General features: G+C 45.8%; 19 protein-coding genes, 1 pseudogene and 1 riboswitch. Of the genes and pseudogenes, 4 read left to right on the top strand and 16 right to left on the bottom strand.

Annotated elements, in window-relative coordinates:
* Positions 1-43: 43 nt before the first annotated feature.
* From ACRC6Q_RS02755 to ACRC6Q_RS02740, 4 genes are all read right to left on the bottom strand, one after another.
* A complete protein-coding gene (locus ACRC6Q_RS02755; RefSeq protein ID WP_223640437.1) occupies positions 44-862 on the bottom strand; it encodes a manganese catalase family protein in 819 nt (272 codons plus the stop codon).
* 22 nt (positions 863-884) lie between these two features.
* A complete protein-coding gene (locus tag ACRC6Q_RS02750) occupies positions 885-1169 on the bottom strand; it encodes a hypothetical protein (RefSeq protein ID WP_431465756.1) in 285 nt (94 codons plus the stop codon).
* A gap of 168 nt (positions 1170-1337) precedes the next feature.
* Positions 1338-1757, bottom strand: coding sequence for an organic hydroperoxide resistance protein (locus tag ACRC6Q_RS02745; protein ID WP_223640442.1), 420 nt, complete (start codon positions 1755-1757; stop codon positions 1338-1340).
* A gap of 67 nt (positions 1758-1824) precedes the next feature.
* Positions 1825-2634, bottom strand: a complete 810-nt coding sequence (locus ACRC6Q_RS02740) for a PAS domain-containing protein (RefSeq protein ID WP_223641345.1) — start codon at positions 2632-2634, stop codon at positions 1825-1827.
* 137 nt (positions 2635-2771) lie between these two features.
* Here ACRC6Q_RS02740 and ACRC6Q_RS02735 point away from each other — a divergent pair, with 137 nt between their 5' ends.
* Positions 2772-3476 (top strand): type 1 glutamine amidotransferase domain-containing protein, encoded by a 705-nt coding sequence (locus ACRC6Q_RS02735; RefSeq protein ID WP_223640445.1) that lies wholly within the window; start codon positions 2772-2774, stop codon positions 3474-3476.
* A 54-nt stretch (positions 3477-3530) separates the two neighbouring features.
* The gene (locus tag ACRC6Q_RS02730) at positions 3531-3734 is read left to right on the top strand and encodes a hypothetical protein (protein ID WP_223640448.1); all 204 of its coding nucleotides are present in this window, start codon (positions 3531-3533) and stop codon (positions 3732-3734) included.
* A gap of 435 nt (positions 3735-4169) precedes the next feature.
* Here ACRC6Q_RS02730 and ACRC6Q_RS02725 read toward each other — a convergent pair whose 3' ends face one another.
* The 6 genes from ACRC6Q_RS02725 to ACRC6Q_RS02700 all read right to left on the bottom strand — a co-directional run bounded on the left by ACRC6Q_RS02725 (position 4170) and on the right by ACRC6Q_RS02700 (position 11442).
* Positions 4170-5363 carry a S1C family serine protease gene (locus ACRC6Q_RS02725; protein WP_223640452.1) on the bottom strand — a complete coding sequence of 398 codons (1194 nt, stop codon included), beginning with the start codon at positions 5361-5363 and terminating at the stop codon, positions 4170-4172.
* A 14-nt stretch (positions 5364-5377) separates the two neighbouring features.
* The gene (locus tag ACRC6Q_RS02720; RefSeq protein WP_431465755.1) at positions 5378-6244 is read right to left on the bottom strand and encodes a peptidylprolyl isomerase; all 867 of its coding nucleotides are present in this window, start codon (positions 6242-6244) and stop codon (positions 5378-5380) included.
* A 130-nt stretch (positions 6245-6374) separates the two neighbouring features.
* The gene (locus ACRC6Q_RS02715; RefSeq protein ID WP_431465754.1) at positions 6375-7778 is read right to left on the bottom strand and encodes an ATP-binding protein; all 1404 of its coding nucleotides are present in this window, start codon (positions 7776-7778) and stop codon (positions 6375-6377) included.
* Positions 7759-8439, bottom strand: coding sequence for a response regulator transcription factor (locus ACRC6Q_RS02710; protein WP_223640461.1), 681 nt, complete (start codon positions 8437-8439; stop codon positions 7759-7761). Before ACRC6Q_RS02710 ends, ACRC6Q_RS02715 begins: the two co-directional genes overlap by 20 nt.
* 104 nt (positions 8440-8543) lie before the next feature.
* Complete coding sequence (locus ACRC6Q_RS02705) at positions 8544-9557, bottom strand: YcjF family protein (RefSeq protein ID WP_223640464.1); 1014 nt, start codon at positions 9555-9557, stop codon at positions 8544-8546.
* A gap of 64 nt (positions 9558-9621) precedes the next feature.
* Positions 9622-11442 carry an LTA synthase family protein gene (locus ACRC6Q_RS02700; protein ID WP_431465753.1) on the bottom strand — a complete coding sequence of 607 codons (1821 nt, stop codon included), beginning with the start codon at positions 11440-11442 and terminating at the stop codon, positions 9622-9624.
* Positions 11443-11602: 160 nt separating this feature from the next.
* Here ACRC6Q_RS02700 and ACRC6Q_RS02695 point away from each other — a divergent pair, with 160 nt between their 5' ends.
* On the top strand, positions 11603-12226 hold the full coding sequence (locus tag ACRC6Q_RS02695) for a flavodoxin family protein (protein WP_223640469.1): 624 nt from the start codon (positions 11603-11605) through the stop codon (positions 12224-12226).
* A gap of 146 nt (positions 12227-12372) precedes the next feature.
* Here the strand turns inward: ACRC6Q_RS02695 and ACRC6Q_RS02690 are convergent, their stop codons facing one another.
* The 5 genes and pseudogenes from ACRC6Q_RS02690 to ACRC6Q_RS02670 form a co-directional block, all read right to left on the bottom strand.
* Complete coding sequence (locus ACRC6Q_RS02690; protein ID WP_223640472.1) at positions 12373-12903, bottom strand: histidine phosphatase family protein; 531 nt, start codon at positions 12901-12903, stop codon at positions 12373-12375.
* A gap of 188 nt (positions 12904-13091) precedes the next feature.
* Positions 13092-13556, bottom strand: coding sequence for a 6,7-dimethyl-8-ribityllumazine synthase (gene ribH, locus ACRC6Q_RS02685; RefSeq protein WP_223640475.1), 465 nt, complete (start codon positions 13554-13556; stop codon positions 13092-13094).
* Between the two features lie 41 nt (positions 13557-13597).
* Positions 13598-14200: pseudogene (gene ribB, locus ACRC6Q_RS02680) on the bottom strand (3,4-dihydroxy-2-butanone-4-phosphate synthase); the annotation flags it as partial.
* 17 nt (positions 14201-14217) lie between these two features.
* Positions 14218-14847 carry a riboflavin synthase gene (gene ribE / locus ACRC6Q_RS02675; RefSeq protein WP_223640479.1) on the bottom strand — a complete coding sequence of 210 codons (630 nt, stop codon included), beginning with the start codon at positions 14845-14847 and terminating at the stop codon, positions 14218-14220.
* Entirely contained in the window at positions 14848-15135 is a 288-nt protein-coding gene (locus ACRC6Q_RS02670) for a hypothetical protein (RefSeq protein ID WP_223640482.1), read from the bottom strand.
* A 62-nt stretch (positions 15136-15197) separates the two neighbouring features.
* Positions 15198-15368, bottom strand: a riboswitch (FMN riboswitch).
* 166 nt (positions 15369-15534) lie between these two features.
* Between ACRC6Q_RS02670 and ACRC6Q_RS02665 the strand changes: the two genes are divergently transcribed.
* Positions 15535-15858: a CHY zinc finger protein gene (locus tag ACRC6Q_RS02665; protein WP_223640485.1), complete on the top strand. Its 324-nt coding sequence runs from the start codon at positions 15535-15537 to the stop codon at positions 15856-15858.
* 32 nt (positions 15859-15890) lie between these two features.
* Here ACRC6Q_RS02665 and ACRC6Q_RS02660 read toward each other — a convergent pair whose 3' ends face one another.
* The gene (locus tag ACRC6Q_RS02660; protein WP_223640488.1) at positions 15891-16379 is read right to left on the bottom strand and encodes a GNAT family N-acetyltransferase; all 489 of its coding nucleotides are present in this window, start codon (positions 16377-16379) and stop codon (positions 15891-15893) included.
* Positions 16380-16469: the final 90 nt, after the last annotated feature.

The raw sequence follows: 16469 nt of genomic DNA, 5'->3' as shown, positions 1-16469 counted from the left end.
CCCCTAAGCCATTGCATATGACTTTAGGACAGCCTCAAAAGGGTTATTTCAGTTTATCTTCCGGCAATGAATTATGGGCTTCCGGTGGAGCTGGCTTCAGTTCAGGTTTAGTGCTGAAGGGCTCTGGTTTGCCGAATTTAAATTCGTGGCCATCCGGTGCAGGCTCATGCATCCACTTGAGCTCTTTGCTGCTTTCAGAGTTCGTGTAAAGAGTATGGGAGTATTCAGTTGCTTCCCATTCTGGCGGAAGTGTTCCAGGCACAATCGGACCTTCTTTCGCTTCCAATTCTTTTATAGCAGCAAGCCATTGGTTTTGGTGCATCGTATCACGTGCCAAGAGGAAAGAAAACAGGTCTTTCACACCTTTGTCGTCTGTCATGCTGTAGAGACGGGCTACCTGCAGGCGCCCCTGTGATTCTGCATTGACATTGGCACGGAAATCCGCCAATAAATTACCGCTCGCTACGATATATCCCGCGTTCCAAGGAACCCCATTGCTGTCTTTTGGGGAAGCACCTAATCCATGGACGATGGCATGCTGCGGATTCATGCCGCCCATGATTGCTCCGACAATCGGATCGCTGGCAGCTTTTTCCTGTTCGTAAACAGGTGCCCCTTCAAGGAGCCTTGCCACCATAGTTGCCAGCATTTCAATATGCCCCAACTCCTGCGTTCCTGTATCCATCAGCAAATCTCTGTACTTTTCGTTTCCTCTTGTGCTCCACCCTTGGAATAAGTATTGCATGGCAACTGACATTTCGCCGAATTGCCCGCCGATCAATTCCTGTACTTGTTTAGCGAACACCGGATCTGGAGCGTCCGGTTTAGCGTGGTATTGAAGTTCTCCTGTATGAAAAAACATAAATAAAACCTCCTGTTTGATTTTAGTTTTCGTCTTCGGAGCCTATGCGCCCTTTACTGTCAGGCTTAACATCTTCTGGATGTCCACCATCGTAATCAGAGTCATTTCCGCCTGCATTATAAGAATCGCCGGTTTGTTGTTTCTGCTGCTTTTCTTTTTGCTGTTTACTCAAAGCATCTTCCGGATGTCCGCCGTCATAATCAGAGTCATTTCCTCCAGCATTGAAATTTTTCTTTTCTTCAACTAAATTCTGACCTGTAGATTCTATACTTTTTGAAGTCCGTTGCTTCTTCTGCTCTTTGTCCATTCCCTCCATCCTCCTTTAATTTCAGTATGACTCTGCATTATATTTCTACCCTGCTCCGATTTTTTAAAACCATATTCTGTATTTTTTCAACGTCACTGTAAACTGCTGTTACCACTTATTAAAATAAAAAAAGCCGGAAAAGTGAGCTTTCCGGCTTTTTTGGAATTCTTATACTATTTTCAATTCTACGTCCACATTCCCTCTTGTTGCTTTGGAGTAAGGGCAGAACGCATGTGCTTTTTCTACAAGGTCTTTCGCTGTCGCTTCATCGACACCTTCCAAATGGGCATTCAGTGTGACACCGATTTTAAAACCATCGTTGCCTTCATCTTTTAGGAAATGCACATCGGCTTTGATGGAAGTGCTTGAAACATCCGCTTTTTCTCTTTTGATGATTAGGTTCAAGGCTCCGTCAAAACAAGCTGAATAGCCTGCTGCAAATAATTGTTCAGGATTCGTGCCTTCTCCTCCGGGACCGCCCAATTCTTTCGGCGAGACCAATTGAAGATCCAATACATTGTCTTCGGAAACGACTCTTCCTTCACGGCCACCAGTGGCTGTGACAGATGTTGTGAATAATGCTGACATTTTTCCAACCTCTTTCCTGATTAGTATTTGAGAACAGTTAAAACTTACCTCTAATTCCAATACAGAGTCAACTGATATGGTTTTCACTTGCGGTTTTTTGTGTAATGAAATTTAAGGCTCTCTCAATGGTAGAAAAAGTGATTAAGCGGCTGTCCCGATCCAAGTCGTTTGCAAATTGCTGGGCAGCTGCTGGGGAGATACCTGTTACATAAAGATTGCTTCCCATAATTCGCAACGCTTCGTAAATCTGTGTGAACCAATAAAGGGGCGATTTTTCATTCCATGACAAGCCGGTGATATCGATGATGGCATGTTCAATGCGATGCTCCTGCACATATTCACATATTTTCACTTTCAAGGTTTCAAAGCGTTGCAGATTCATCGTCCCTACAAGTGCGACGGTCGCCACATTTTCCTGTACGGATAAAATCGGCAGCATCAACTTTTCAATTTCGTCTTCGTTGGCCATGATTGCCTGTTGCTGAGAACGTTCAAGTGTAATGTCTGTTTGAGTACCGATGAAATACAGCTTGTCCTCTATACGGACAGGTTCGATGGCAAGGCGATTCCAAAATGGCGAACCGTCTTTGCGGTAATTCTGCAACGTCAAGATGACCTTTTTTTCGTCCGCAATGGCTTCTTTCATTTTTTGAATATCTTCTTTTGCGGTTCCCGGTCCCTGCAAGAATCGGCAATTGCGTCCAATCACTTCTTCTTGTGTATATCCTGTCATTTCGATAAAGGTTTTATTGGTATAAATAATCGGATTGTCGTGCTGAGACGGATCGGTCACAATAGTACCCACTTTACTGCCATCAAGCATGGCTTCAAGTAAGGTCACCTGGGTTTTCTGGGTTAACTCTTTCAAGCGGTCCACCTCATCTTTCGTATCATGGAATAATCGTAGCATATCTCTGCAACTGAATCCATGAACTCCCCCGTTGCCACGTTTCAGGATTTCCCTATAGGGTAAATGAAGAAACAAGGACTTTCTAAAAGTAGGAGGAAGATATGATGGCAAAAGTATTAGCGGTTTTATCCAATGGCTACACGGACGAAGAAAATAATTACGTGACCGGTTGGTGGGCGGAAGAATTGTTCGCACCTGCATTAGAGCTCGAAAAAGAAGGGCACATTGTGGGATTGGCTTCTATTGACGGGGGCAAGCCAGTGGTCGATCCACTGAGCCTCAGCAAAGACTATGACCCGGATGGAATTTATAAAAAACAATACGAATCGGGCATGGCGGATAAAACAACTCCGATCGTCGATGTTAAGGCCAGTGAATATGATGCCATCATGATTGTCGGCGGACACGGAGCCATGTTTGATTTGGCGAAAAACGAAGATTTGCATGCAGTGATCAACATTGTCTATGAACTGGGCGGTATCGTCTCAGCTGTCTGCCACGGACCGGCTCCGCTGATTTTCACAAAAACCAAAGAAGGCCGCGGAATCCTTGAAGGTCTGAAAGTTACCGGTTATCCGAACGATATGGAACCGGAAGAAGTGGTGGATCTGTTGCCGTTCAGCCTCGAAGATGAATTGAAAAAAATCGCGGATTACCATGAAGAGAAAGACCAGGATGCTTATGTTGTCTGGGGCAGCAAACAAATACTTACAGGCCGGGATCCGCAATCTTCAGAGCTTTTCGGCCGGGAGTTGGCTCAGAAGTTGACTCAGCGCGAATTGCAGGCGGAAGAAAAGTTCGTGGATTGAACCTTTGCTTTATCGGGTAAAGATGACTAACAGTAAGTTCAAGGAGGCATTCAAATGAGTAATAGCGATAAAGACGATTACATGAAAGAGACTGAAGAAGAGGCTAAACGCCGTCCACCTGAAGAGAAAGAAGGACTGCAAGAGCCAAGGACTACAGGCTACAAGCCTTTGCAGCTGGGCATCATCATCTTTGTCGTCCTGGTTCTCATCATTGTCGGCTTCGGAATCGGAACAGATTGGTTCGGCATTTTCGATTAACACTTCTGCACCTGTGTAACTTAAGAAGTTCCCCAAAAAAAGCCTCCCGTTTATCGGGAAGCTTTTTTCTTATGCGGTTCGATTGTGTTTCCACATCATCTGGCGGTATCGGATAAAGCAGCCGATGCAATCGCCCGTGAATGCCGCTCCTCATTCCGACAGCATTTTAGCTGGCGGACTGTATTGTGCCAGGTTTGGACTGTAAGCTCTATTAATGGAATAAAAGCATTCTTCTTTTCAAAAAAATCCAAAAGACTTGCCACAATCTCCTGAAAGTCGCTGTTGCCTAGGGAAAACCGCGTACAACGCAAAACTGCTGGAGAAAAATCATTGATTTTTCTCCAGCAGTTTTATTTTAGCGTCTTAAAAGAACACCATTACCGGTAAGGCTTCCAGCGCTTGTCAGGGCTAAGCGGCCGCTTCTGCTTTTCTCCATCAAATGCTCTCCGTCAGTTTCAACTCGAAGCTCTGGAGTTCTCCATTTCGGTAGGCTTTGACTTTCAGTGTATCGCCGACTTCGGTTTCGTTGTAGAGATATTGGCGAAGCTCCAATACGGAGTTCACTGGTTTTCCATCCATTTCAACGATCACGTCAAAGTCTTTCATTCCCGCAGCTGCCGCTCCTGAGCCTTCAACTACTGATTCGACGACGATGCCGCCTTCCACTTCTGCCGGCAAGTTCAATTGAGAACTGCGGTATTGGGCTGGCACTTCAGCCAGATCCAAAATCGCGACGCCCATTGACGGACGATCTACAGCTCCTTCTGTTTCCAGGTCAGAAATAATCGGTATGGCGGTGTTGACGGGTATCGCCAGTCCAATTCCTTCCACAGCATCCTGGGCAATTTTCATGGAATTGATGCCGATCAATTGTCCTTCAGCATTGATCAATGCACCCCCGCTATTCCCTGGGCTGATAGCAGCGTCGGTTTGAAGAACTTCTGACTGCCAGTCTTCGGTGCCATCCTGGTTTACGTCAATCGGTACCAAGCGCTCCGTACCTGAAATGACACCCGTGGTCACAGATCCCGAGAATTGAAGACCTAGAGGATTACCTATGGCAATAACCGGTTCGCCCGCTTGCAATACAGATGAATCTCCGAACTCAGCCACTGTTGAAATGCTGTCTCCTGGAACTTCCAACACGGCGAGGTCGGTCCAAATATCTGTACCGAGCACTTTAGCGTCGAGTTCCGTACCATCCGACAAGGTGACCATTACTTCTTCTGCACCTTCTACCACGTGGTTATTGGTGACAATGTAAGCCGTGTCCCCATCTTTTTTATAGATGACACCGGATCCTACACCCGCTTCTTGTGATTCCGCATCTTTGCTTGTCTGTGAAGCAAATGGATTTTGCTGCGCTGCCTGCAAATTCGATACCCCGACTACTGCATCGCTGGTTTCTTCAACGATTTCCGTCACATCTGAAGTGACAATCGTTGAGTTTGTCTGCAATCCGCTGACCGCTTCCGTTGTTGACGCCGATTCAGTGTTTCCGGGCTCTGTATCCGTTACTCCGGGCAGAATTACCCCCACCAATAATGCTCCTGCCATCAATCCTGTAAAGCTGGAAGCGAAATACCCTTTCTTATTTCTTTTCGGTTCAGATGAATTATAATAACCCATTTTTATTTCCTCCTCTATTCTGTCAGTTTATTGACGATATCGTATGACTCGGTTTTCTCAGCCAGCCATTCGGCATATTTTGTATTTAATGCTTCATCAAATAAGGTTTCCTTAATCTGTTGTTTGCTGTCTTCCAAGTTGGCTTCCACTGCATCGGTCTTTTTGGTTACCTGTATGATGTGGAATCCATAATCCGTTTGTACTGGATCACTGATTTCATCAACTTCCATACTGAATGCAGCTTCTTCAAATTCCGGTGCCATTTCACCTGCACCAAACGCCCCGAGAGCGCCGCCACTATCAGCATTGGCTGTATCTGTCGAATATGCTGCTGCCAGCTTGGCAAAGTCATCGCCGTTATCCAGCTTAGCTTTAACTTCATCTGCTTCTTCCTGCGTAGCTACTAAGATATGGCTCGCCTCTACCTGCGAAGGCTGCTCAAATGAATCTTTGTTTTCTTCGAAATAGGTGCTGATCTGCTCATCCGTTATCTCAATATCCGGTCCTACGATTTTTTCAACCTTCAAGTATATTTCCATTTCCTCTTTGAGATCATCTATCGACATTCCGCTTGATGCAAGAGCCTGTTCAAGCGCCTCCGCTCCGCCATAGCTTTCTTCATAGACGGCCATTTCCGCATCAAGTTCTTCCTGCGTCACCTTGACGTCAGCCTTATCCGCCTCCTGGTTGACCACTTCGTTGGAAATCATCGCATCAAGTGTGGCCGCTCCAGCGGAAGCCACCATTTTGTCATACAATGCTTCTTTGGTTATTTCTGTATCTCCTACTTCAGCAACAGTTTCATCTCCTGAAAATGCCACCATCATAAAAATAGCTGTGGCCGCCAGTACGCCGATTCCAATATATAAAAGTTTTTTCACGTATATTCCCTCTTTTCCTAAGTCGATATACAAAGCTTATCAAGCAGTTATGAATAAACTATGACCAGAGTTTTAACAAAAATAAAAAGTTCAGGAAATAAAAATAAGACCTGGAATTGGTTCTTCCAGGTCATTCTTTATGCGGCAGACGGATGATGAATCTCGTTCCCTGCCCTTTTTCACTTTCCACCTGAATTTCTCCATCATGCAGCGTCACCAATTGTTTGACGATCGATAAGCCCAGTCCGAATTGGCCGCTGCCCCGCGATAAATCCGCTTTATAGAACCGGCGCCAGATCATGTCGATTTCTTCGATATCAATGCCCGCTCCATCATCTTCCACTGTGATCACCATGTGATCGGCTTCCGCATAGCTGGTCAGCGAAATAACTCCATTCTCTGTAAACTGAATCGCGTTCTTGACAATATTCATCAGAATTTGAATCAGCCGGTCCATATCCCCGTAGATGACGTCGCCAGGATTGGTATTGATGACGATTGAATCGCCTTTTTCTTTCGCCTGCAGATAAAGCTGTTCCTGAATAATTTCCAAAAGCTCATCTGCTTCGATTTCCTCTTTCGTCAGTACCACTTGATTGGATCTTATTTTTTCATAATCCAGATTTTCATTGACCAGGCGCATCAGCCGTTTCGTCTCATCGCTTGCCAGGCGGATGCCTTTTTCCCGTTGGCCTTCTTCAATCATATTGTTCCGCAAACCTTCGATAATGCCAGCAATCGTCGTTAAAGGCGTCCGCATTTCATGCGAGACATCCGCCATGAATTGGCGACGGCGATTTTCAAGCCGGTCGATTTCCTCATTTGATTTTTGGAGTTTGGCGGCCATCTTGTTGAAGTCATGTGCCAGATCTCCAAACTCATCAAAATTCGACTCGGGCAGATTAACATCGTAATGGCCTTCGCTGATCATCGAGGTTGCTTTTCGCATCCGTTGAATCCGGCTGACATGCAATTTCGATAACCATAGGCTGAGCAGCAGGGCAATCGCTAAAGCCACCAGGACCGTCGTGATCAAGGTTTTATTCAACTCAGCGATCATTTCACTGACGCCGCTGACGGGCGAGGCGAGCAGGACTCCTCCTGCTAGCTGGTTATTTTCGAAATAAGGCATGGCCACAAATGTCACTGTAAAATCGAATCGGTCCACGTCACGATTGACGACAAGGGTATCTCCCTGTTCAATGACATTCCACTCTTCCTGCGTCAGTTCCACTGGAGGGAACGAACCGGACACCGGATACAAAATCCGGCTTTGCTGGTCAAAGACGATGAAGCTGATATTCTGTGCCTCAAGAATCGAGACATAGGCCTGCAGATTGGTGCCAGGACGCGTCCGTTCCAGCTCGGCAATAATCCGCTCCCCATAATTTTCAAGTTCTTCGGCTTTCTCACCATAGGCAAAATCATCCACATATCGCACGAATAAAATGCTTAAAATCAAAAAAGCAATCAGCAAAATGCTCATATGGCTGGCGATCAGCTGATAGAAATACTTAATTCGTGTGTTCTTCAAATTTATAGCCAACTCCCCATACCGTATGGAACAGCTTGTCCCCGCCGTTGATTTTTTTGCGCAGGCGTTTAATATGGACATCCACCGTCCGCTCATCGCCATAAAACTGATAGCCCCATACCTGTTCCAACAATTGTTCTCGGCTGAACACCTGTTTCGGATGCTGCAGGAAGAAAATCAGCAGGTCAAATTCTTTTGGAGTCAGACTGTCGACTTCCTGGCCGTCTTTCACAATATCCCGTGTTTCCTTATTGACGGTGAAATGGACGGTTTGGATCAGATCCGATACAGGTTCCGTTTTCTGGGTACGCCGCGTGACCGCTTTGATGCGCGCCATTAAGGTCAGCGGACTGAACGGTTTGGTCACGTAATCATCCGCCCCCATTTCAAAGCCGATGACCTGGTCGGATTCACTGTCTTTAGCTGTCAACATGATGATGGGAACGGCGTTTCCTTCTTCGCGGATTTTGCGGCATAGCGCTATGCCGTCCATTCCCGGGAGCATCCAGTCCAGGATCAGCAAATCATAGTTGCTGTCTTTGTACTTCCGGTAACCTTCCAGCCCATCAGCCGCAAAATCACCTTGGATGCCTTCTTTTGAGAAGAACAGCTCAAGCATGGAGCTGACGCTCGGATTATCTTCCACTACCAATATCTTCATCTTGCACCTCCGACTATCTTTCTCCTAAAGTTAAATGACAAATCCGAAAGACGCAAGCAACTTGAAAACCGCCCTTCAAGGTTCGAAGGGCGGTTCAGCAGTTCTTAAGCTTTTTTCTCGCGATTTTTCAGCTTTTCAAACAAATCGCCGATCATATCGTAATCAATGGCAATATTATTTTCATAGGCGTATTTCACACCGTAGCCGAGCGCCAATGTCATGGACGAAGCCACAGTCCCACCGATGATGGATCCTGCTCCGGGTATGAATTTCAGCGCCTGGCGATAAATGGTGTGCCCGATGGTCTGCGTAGCTGTGACGACAATCATGTCTTTTGCCGCTTTTTTAGTCAGCGGCTTATCGTATAGATTCGATAATTTGATGATCAACCCTGCCTGCAATGTGGTCAGCGGCAGCACATCAGAACCCGGAATCGGCGATGCACCGATGACCCCTGCCGAAACGCCGGCGCCGATGATCCAACGTGTAGCAGCAGAGGATTTTTCTTTCATGCTTTTGGCGAAGAGCAGGTCCTTACCCTTCTTTTCGAGCAAAAAAAGGATTTCCTTCTTTAAGGTTTCCAAATTTTCTTCTGTCTTCGAAGAAATCGGAATGACTTTATATTTATGGGCGGTATGCTCTTTGACAAACTGGACGATGGACGGAATATTTTCGGCCGCATCGATTTTATTTAAGACAATCAAAATATCTTTATTGTGTTTTTCGATTTCATGGAATTTCTCTTTTTCACTTTCAGAAAACACCGTGCCTGCTGCATTCAGGAAAAACAGCACAACATCGGATTTCTGGACAAACTCCAACGTTTTTTTAGGGTTTTCGTCATTTGGGTCATTCAATCCCGGTGTGTCCATGAATTTGATATTTTCCAATCCACGGATATTGTAAGGATCTACACTGACCGTTTCTCCTGGCATCGGATTGGTGCTGGCGATATCCTCTCCGATGATCTTATTGACAGTGGATGACTTACCGGCATTCACTTCACCGATCAACGAAATCAACAGCTCTTGTTCGAGTGCGTCATTGACTTTTTTCATTTCGTTTTCAAACATTTTGTCCATCGCCTGAATGACTTCTTTTTCAAACTCTTTTACCATATACCGGTTCCCCCTTATCTCTTACTTACATTCTATTATAACGGCTTACTCTCTACTGAGGAACTCATTCCTCGATATAGCCTTTCAATAAGGTATCAGCGTAATTCATCAGTGTTTCCGTATCCTCGATATGCTTTTTCGCTTCGCTGTTTTTTGCGCGTTCACTCATGGTTTTCAGGTCATACAAAACTTCCGGCAGTTTCGCCCCCGGCGCTTTATACAATTGTTCCGATTGGATGTAAGACCCTCCCGGCAAATAATAGCGCATGCCCAATAGATTCTTTTTATATTGGAACAGGTTATGCCCCATCATCGGCTCGTCATGTTCAACGCCGAGCAAGGCCAAAAGTGTCGGCATGATATCCACCTGGCCGCCGAGGCGGGTCATTTCAGTTTCTTCAAACAAGTTCCCGCCTGTAAAAATCAGTGGAATGGTGTATTGGTCTTTCAATGAATAATCATGTCCCAAAAAGCCACTTAACAAGCGTTGGTCTTCATCAGTAACCAGCGTACCATGCATACCCGAATGGTCTCCAAAAATAGCGATCAGGGACTCATCATAAATGCCCTGGTCTTTCAGTGTCTGAATAAATGCACCAATTTGTTCATCTGCGTAGCGGATCGATTGCAGGTAATTCCCAATGTACATTTCTTCATACTCAGCTGGCAAATTTAGATACTGCATATCATCCGGCATTTCGAATGGTGTATGGCTGGTGACGGTTACGATATTGGCATAGATGCGTTCATAAGCTTCAAGCTGCCGAGGCAGCTCATTCGCTGCAAAATCGAACAGCACTTCATCGGCTGGGCCGAAACCGACCTGTTTGATATCCGGAATATCTTCGATTGAAAAAATCTCCTCGTAGCCAAGAACCGGATAAAGGACGTCCCGGTTCCAAAACGACACATCGTCAGCATGATAAGTGGCAGAACCATAGCCTTTTTCCTTCAAGCTCCGCGCCAAGGACGGTACTTCTTTACCTGTCAGGCTATTGGCGGTGGGAATCATCCCCTCCGGATACAAACCTGTATTGACCATCCATTCGGCATCAGAGGTGGTACCGGCCCCCACCTGCTGGAAGACAGTTGAAAAATAAGCACTTTCACTCAATAGCTCATTGAGATGCGGTGTAATCTCTTGGCCATTCAAGCTACGGCCGATGACAAAATTCTGCAGGGATTCCACTTGAATGACGAAAAGATGGCGGCCTTCGGCAACTCCAAAGCTTTCCTGCTCACTGACCTTCACATAGTTATTGCCTTTAAGCTCTTCCAGCTCTTTTGTTGACAGTTTGGTTGAGGAAGCATGTGCAGTTTCATTGGAGCGGTTATACAACTGGGCTATCTGAGACTGCAGGAAACCGTTTTCTTTTGCAAAATAAGAAACGTCGATGATTGGCTGTTGAAGCGCATAAACGACGGTCACCGTACAAATCGCTGCCGTACTGATAGCCACATATTTCAATCCTGTAAACTTCACAGGATTTTTCCAACGCCGCGCTATGAATACGAATAGGACAGCGTCCAGGAAAAAGAGGAAGTCCCATGGAGACGACAGCATCGTAATGGTATTGCTGACAGAGCCGGTCTGCGTCAATTGCTGCAAATCATAGTAAGACGGAATGGTGGAATAATAGCGGATATAAAGTGTAACTGTAAAGAAGATGACGGAAACCAACAGGTTGAAAAGCCAGACCGTCCGCCACAACTGATTTTTAGCGAGTATCAAAATAACTGACAACAGTAAAGCCCACATCGGAAACTCGATCAGGAGGATCTGTAAAATCGATTTCGAGTCAAAAATAAGCACACGAAAAACACTCACTTTAATCAATAACAAAAGAAAAATGAGTCCATATGGCAACAACTCTGTTCTTTTCATTTGAACCACCTCTTTTCTACAGACAAATACTCGAATTGGATGTTGCATATATTACTTCCTAAAGGGAATAGGAGACTGTGTAAGTTGAACTGCCATTCCGCTGGCCAACAGCGGACTCGGTTGAATTTACAAAGACTGATCACCTAAAAGGAGCGATACCGTGCAGACATTAAAAGCGATTTTTCTTAATGCTTCGTTAAAAAGTTCAGAGGAGCCTTCCCATACCGAAGGATTCATCAATGATGTTCAATTCCATTATAATCGGTTGGGGGTAGAATCTGAAATTGTTCGTTTGGCTGATTATTCCATAGCTTATGGCGTCCAAGCAGATATGGGCGAGGGAGATGAATGGCCCCAGATTCTGGAAAAAGTTTTAGCTGCAGACATTGTCATTATCGGCACACCCATCTGGCTTGGAGAAAAAAGCTCACTGGCCACGCAAGCTATTGAGCGCCTATACGGCAGCAGCAGCGTCACCAATGACAAAGGACAAGCTATTTTCTATAACAAAGTCGGCGGTGCCATTGTAACTGGAAATGAAGATGGAGCCAAACACTCGTCTGCTTCCATCCTCTATGGACTTTCTCATATCGGCTTCGTTATTCCGCCGAATGTGGATGCCTACTGGGTGGGTGAAGCTGGTCCCGGAGACTCCTATATGGATGCTGGCCGAGACAACGAATTCACAAAATCCGCCATCCAGCGGCTTGCCTATAATACCTATCATTTAGCCGGCATGCTGAAAAACAATCCCATTCCAAATGAAGGAAACACGCTTGAATAATTGGCCTTTTTAATAATAGGGTAAAGCAAAAGCGAACGCGTTTCAGGCCGGCAGCAAGTTAAGCGCTGCCGGCTCTTTTGCCTTGCTTTAAAGACAGTCAAGCTCCCACTTTCAGATATGGAGGATGTGCATTCCACTTTATGGAATCAGCTCCAAATACGCTTCACAGAAGGCATCCCTTGTTTTATAGTCACTTCATAGACATCCGGATTGGTCAGTTTTTTCCACTCCGAAAACCCATAGCTTTTGTCGATTTGCTTCAGCAGCAATCCAAGTAAGTTTCCGTGGGTCACCGCTGCGGTTCTGTCTTTCATTTCACTCAAGACTTCCATTGCTCGGGCCGTTGCTTCTTTTCCCGATTCGCCTCCAGCCAATTTCAAATCTGCATCCCCAAAAGACGCCTCCAACTTTTCCATCCAGTCAGGCAAATCTTCAGTGCTTAGCACGCGTTCTGCCAAACGGTCATCGATTTCAATCGGCAAATCCAGCTGGTCTGCTGCCGGTTCGATGGATTGGATGGCACGTGTAAACGGACTGGAAATAAAATGGGCCACCTGCCGTTCCCGCAAGAACTCTGCCAAATCCTGCGCCTGTTTTCTTCCCGCTTCAGTCAATTCTGCATCCGGAGATTGTCCGGTCGCCTGGCAATGCCTGATCAAATAGATGATCTTGTCCATAACTCTCCCCCTAAATCAATTTTCCCCATTCAGATACACTTCAGAAGTATCCTTCAGTAATTTCACTATTTTCTCTGTAGTCAGCTTCATTGTGATTCATCAGTCCTATTGCTGTTATACTTTCCATTCCCCAAATTCGGCCTTTTAACCTCAAAAAAACTCCTGAGCAAAAGCTCAGGAGTGCTGTATTATAATTTTTTCATCAGATTTGCCATTTCTATGGCACCCGCTGCTGATTCCCAGCCTTTGTTGCCGGCTTTTGTGCCTGCACGCTCAATTGCCTGTTCAATGGAGTCCGTCGTCAAAACTCCAAAGATGACTGGAATATTGGCTTGGTCACTGGCTCTTGATACGCCCTTCGCGACTTCACTGCAGACGAAATCAAAATGAGGAGTTGCGCCTCTGATGACTGTCCCTAAAGTGATGACTGCATCATAGTTTCCACTCATCGCCATTTTTTTTGCTACAAGCGGAATTTCAAAAGCTCCTGGCACCCAGGCAATGGAGACATCATCTTCTCCAACACCATGGCGCTTCAAAGCATCTTCCGCGCCGCCCAGCAGTTTACTCGTGATAAATTCATTAAAACGTCCGACAACTATACCGATCCGCAGTCCTTCACCGTTTAAATATCCTTCAAAATGTACAGTCATTCAGTTCCATCTCCTCTGGTAGATTAGTAGGCTGTCGTGTTTTGATTTTTTTGCTGGTAGGATACCAGATCTTTAATCGTGAGAATACCAAGGCCGAGCCGTTCCGCCACTTTCAGCAAATCGTCCACACGCGCCATTGTGCCGTCCGGATTCATGATTTCGCATATGACGCCTGCAGGGGGTGATCCCGCAAGCTTCGCCAAATCGACAGCTGCTTCGGTATGTCCAGTGCGGTCAAGCACACCGCCATCTTTCGCAATCAATGGAAAAATATGCCCAGGACGTTTAAAGTCTGTTGCTTTCGCATCCGCTTTCACTAAACTGGTGATCGTGTGGGAGCGTTCAAAAGCACTAATCCCCGTCGTTGTATCTTTGTGATCGATACTAATGGTAAAAGCAGTACCGAATTCATCTGTGTTATGGTCGGTCATTAGGCCGATCTGCAAACTTTGAGCGATGGATTGGGCAATTGGCACACAAATCAGCCCTCTTCCTTCAGTCGCCATCAAGTTGACGATTTCCGGTGAAGCAAACTCTGCCAATGCGATGAAATCGCCTTCGTTTTCTCTATCTTCATCATCGATGACGATGATGGCTTTGCCATTTTTCAAATCTTCGACGGCTTCTTCTACGGTGTAGAACATCTCTTCAGCGCCTCCTTTTAAAATCCGTTTTCCGCCAGCCAGCCTCTGTTGATCTTTGGTTCTGCTGTCTGGATACGTTCGGTGTATTTCGCCAACAGATCACATTCGATGTTGACCTTGTCGCCGATGCCTTTTTCGCCTAACAGTGAATCTTCCTGTGTTGTGGGAATCAAAGAAATGGTCACCGTATTATGGCCAAGCGCAAAAATCGTCAATGAAGTTCCATCTACTGCAATAGAACCTTTCAGCATCATGTACTTCATCAACTGTGGATTGAGCTCAATTGTCTTCGTCACAGCATTCGCTTCTTTTTTCACTGAACGGATCGTACCGACGCCATCAATATGGCCACTGACAAAATGGCCGCCGAAACGCCCGTTAGCTGGCATAGCACGTTCTAAATTCACGCGTCCGCCTGCTTTCAATCCGATCATCGTCGAAGACTTGACCGTTTCCGGGATGACATCGACTGTGAATGTGCTGGAACTGAATGTAGAGACAGTTAAACAAACTCCATTAATGGAGATGCTGTCTCCGCGTTTAATGTCCTCTAAGATCAGCGCACAGGAAATCGTTAATTCCATAGCCTGGGGTTTAGTGCGGACTGAAGCGACATGGCCGACTTCTTCGACAATACCTGTAAACATTTAGGCACACTCCTCCGTTCTGTTTGCCAGACTGTATTCAATTGGGGCCGTACGAGTTTTTGGGTGCTTTCCACCATGGGGCTTATGGGTGGTGAGGAAAGGGTTGCTCAGAAGGTTTTGTATCCATAAATAGATGTACATGTGCCCTGCTTCTTTTTCAAGATTGCCGGTTTTCCGGCAGTTTTTCTTACCTTGAAGAAGCCCATTTTCCTTGAAGGAAAGGAGCGGGATTAAAAATGATCGCATCGTGATTTCAGGGACTGGTCCCTGAAAAGAGTTTTTGGTCATACAAATTCCTCCTTTCAATTTCAACTAATTGAAAAGAAGAGGCACATAACGAAGCCGATCTCTGAATTCTTCTCCCATCCAGACTGTAACTGTCGGTGCTGGAATTTCACCAGCTCCACCGCTTGAGCGCTCAAAACATAGTGGCCTATGTCCGCATTCGCTCAATCGGGTCACGGACTTGCAGTTTCCTGCTCACCGCCGGTAAGGAATTTCACCTTGCCCCGAAGAATTAGATTCGTAGTTTCGTCCCTTTCATAGTAGCATAGAAAGAAACTGAACCCTATAAATCAAAGTGATTATTTTCAATGAGCTTTGCAAACAAGTACTTGAAACAATCTGTGAAGATTTCCCGGATTCCACTCATACATCCTATCCCCTTTTCAGAAAGGAAGATTTGAAATGGCCCACCATCATAGAGTGAAAGGCATTCAAGTGGACGCCGAAACACGTTGCGCCCATTACCATTCCCCCATCGACCGCATCGCCATCAAGTTCTTTTGCTGCCAGGAATATTTCCCCTGCTTTGAATGCCATGCAGCTGCCGGCTGCGGAAAGCATCAGGTTTGGCCAAGGGATCGTTTCCATGAAAAGGCGGTTTTATGCGGAACCTGCGGATACGACCTGTCTGTTGATGAATATCTAGCCTGTGCATCTACTTGCCCAAGCTGTTCTTCACCGTTCAATCCAGGCTGCAGTCTGCATAAGCACCTTTATTTTGAATAAATGCAAAAAGCCAAGCGGCAGCATTTCTGCTGTCACTTGGCTTTTTTTGTATACAGGGACATAACATATTGTTCGCCTTTAGAGCGCATAATCCGTCTGCCTGTGTCTGTAAATCCTGCCTTTTGATACAGGCGCTGAGCTGGTATATTGCGGGCATTGACCCCCAGCACCACTTCATCAAAATCCGGGAATTCCGTTTCCATGAATTCAGGTAGTGCATAGATTGAACCGGTCGCGATGCCTCTGCCCTGAAATTTCGGATTCACAGAAAATCCCCTCAACAACAAAGCTTTCGGATTGTCTGAGTATTTCTTGCGGTCTTCCGATTCATCCAATTCAAAAAACCCGGCATCTTCTCCACGTGCTTTGATGATGATGAAATGCTTTAATGGATCTTTGGCATCTTTTTCCACAATTTCTTTCGGCAATCGTGTAAACTCCAGCTGATCTGATGGCAGATCATAGTCAATTGACACTTTTGAGGAATAACGGTGCAATGAAACTTCTTTTTTCTTGATCACACTTAGCAGCCTCCCTGTTTGCATTCACTAATCAGCGATCGGCTTGAAACCGGCAAGCCTGATCAGCTGCCGGTGGTTGGACAGACATCA

The sequence above is a fragment of the Planococcus sp. SE5232 genome (assembly GCF_050686535.1).
Lineage (GTDB): Bacteria > Bacillota > Bacilli > Bacillales_A > Planococcaceae > Planococcus.
Note: the sequence above shows the minus strand (reverse complement) of the source record. Positions and strands in the feature narration are given on the sequence as shown.